The organism is Komagataeibacter kakiaceti JCM 25156 (assembly GCF_000613305.1).
Map to the genome: position 1 here is coordinate 1 of NZ_BAIO01000461.1, position 1883 is coordinate 1883.

General features: G+C 68.4%; 2 protein-coding genes and 1 pseudogene. All 3 read right to left on the reverse strand.

Going from position 1 to position 1883, the window contains the following annotated elements:
- Nucleotides 1-47 precede the first annotated feature (47 nt).
- On the reverse strand, nt 48-407 hold the full coding sequence (locus tag JCM25156_RS31420) for an AsmA family protein (RefSeq protein WP_025813774.1): 360 nt from the start codon (nt 405-407) through the stop codon (nt 48-50).
- 118 nt (nt 408-525) lie between these two features.
- Nucleotides 526-1518: an AsmA family protein gene (locus tag JCM25156_RS25090; protein WP_025813775.1), complete on the reverse strand. Its 993-nt coding sequence runs from the start codon at nt 1516-1518 to the stop codon at nt 526-528.
- Nucleotides 1519-1558: 40 nt separating this feature from the next.
- Nucleotides 1559-1883: pseudogene (locus JCM25156_RS25095) on the reverse strand (RNA pseudouridine synthase); the annotation flags it as partial.

A 1883-nucleotide genomic window follows, 5' to 3' on the forward strand; every position in this document is an offset into this window, starting at 1 on the left:
CGTGGGCGCGGTGGTGCCCGTGGCCTCGGCCTTCGCGCCCTGGCCCATCAGGCGTCCACGTTCAGCCAGCTCGAATCAATCGTGCCGCTGAGCAGCGGCACGCCGTCATGCCCGCCATGAACCGACAGGTCCAGCGCCCCGGTGAAGGATGCCTGCGTGCTCTTGACCGCGATGTCCGAAAGCTGGAAATGCGCGCCGTTATCCTCGCTCACCAGATGGGAGGCGGCCTGCAGATGGTCCAGCGCCGCGCCATTGGGCAAAAGCAGATGCCCCGCCGTGGCCGATACGTTCACCACCGCGCGCGACCCGCCCAGCGTGCCCGCCACACGCAGCGCGCCCGGATCCCCCGACAGGTCAAGCGACAGCGGCAGCGGCTCGGCCAGATGCGACAGCGCCGCCGTCTCCACCTGCTGGAGCGAACCCAGCGTGCCCGAAAGCTTCAGGCCCTGCCCCTGCCACCTGCCCTGACTGCGGATGGTGACACTGTCCTTCGGGCCTGGCGCGTCGATCGACAGGCCTCCAGCGTCAGCCCCGCGACGTAGCGCCCCGCATCCACCGCGCCCGTGTCCAGATGCACGCTGTTGAACAGTGGCGTGCTGCCTTCCTTGTCCGGCGCGCTGCCATCCACCACGTCGGCCCTGAACGACAGGCGGCGCACATCGGGCAGATCCAGCCCCGGCACCACGGCCGCGATCGCGCCAAGCTGGTGAGATTGCCATCAAGCCGGATCCTGTAGCCCTTCATGTGGTCGGGGTCGGCCACCGAACCATCGACGGCCAGTTTGCCCACCTGCTGGCCACCCGCGCTGAACGCCGCCTGCAACGCCACCGGCCAGCCGGAACGCGCCGTGGAGGTCAGGGTGATCGGGCCGGTATGGCCCGCCAGCGTGAAACTGCCCTTCTCGTTATGGCCCGCCACGTCGATCCGGGGCTGTTCACCGCTGACATCGCTCAGGTTGACGTGGTCCAGCACCACCTTGCCCCGGCTGCCCGAAAGGCGGTCATCCCAGTCCAGGTCGGCATTGGTGACGCGGATGCTGCCGATCTGCACCTTCCAGTCCGACGCCGCCTGTTTCGTCGCCGCGTCCGGCCTGACGCTGGCCTGCGCGCTGGTGGGGGAAAGACGCCAGTTGGCCTCCCCCCGTTCCGTGCGTTCGAGATGGGCGACGGGATGGTCGAGCGTCAGGCCCTCAAGCTGGATTTCATGGTGCAGCAGCGCCATCAGGCCCAGCCGCGCCGTCAGCCGGTCCGCCGTGAGCATGTCCGTATAGGCCCCGCCCGCCATGTCCGACAGGCCGACATCGCGCACCGACAGCGAAAGGGAGGGGAAGACATGGAAATCCAGCGCGCCCATGCGCACCTGCCTGCCGGTCTGCTTCTCGATCGCGGCGATGGCCCGGCTGCGCAGCGCATCGGGGTCCAGCATGGACCTGACCGCAAGTCCCGCCCCGCCTGCCACCACTATCAGGGCCACGGCGGAACCCAGCAGTATCCGTCGCGCATTTCCGTTCTGTGCCATCTCGCTTCCTGTCCTGTACCGTTACCCTGCCATCCCGGCCCTAGATGCGCCGACAGGGCGCGGGCTGGGGGGCGACAAACCCGATCTGCCGGAATGTCTCACGCATATGCGGCGGCAGATCCGCCTCGACCACCAATGTGCCCCCCGCCGGGTGCGGCAGCTCCAGCCTGCGGGCATGCAGGTGTAGCCTGTCCACGAACCCCGCGACATGAGCTATGTCACCGCCATATTTCGGATCCCCCAGTATGGGGTTGCCCAGCGCCTCGCAATGCACGCGAAGCTGGTGGGTACGCCCGGTCAGCGGGGACAGCGCCAGCCATGACAGCTTGCGCGCCGCCGCGTCCAGCACCTCGTATTCCGACAGG

Excerpts from the sequence above, each read along its gene's own strand:
- JCM25156_RS25090 (WP_025813775.1), bottom strand. The coding sequence starts at position 1,518 with ATGGCACAGAACGGAAATGCGCGACGGATACTGCTGGGTTCCGCCGTG.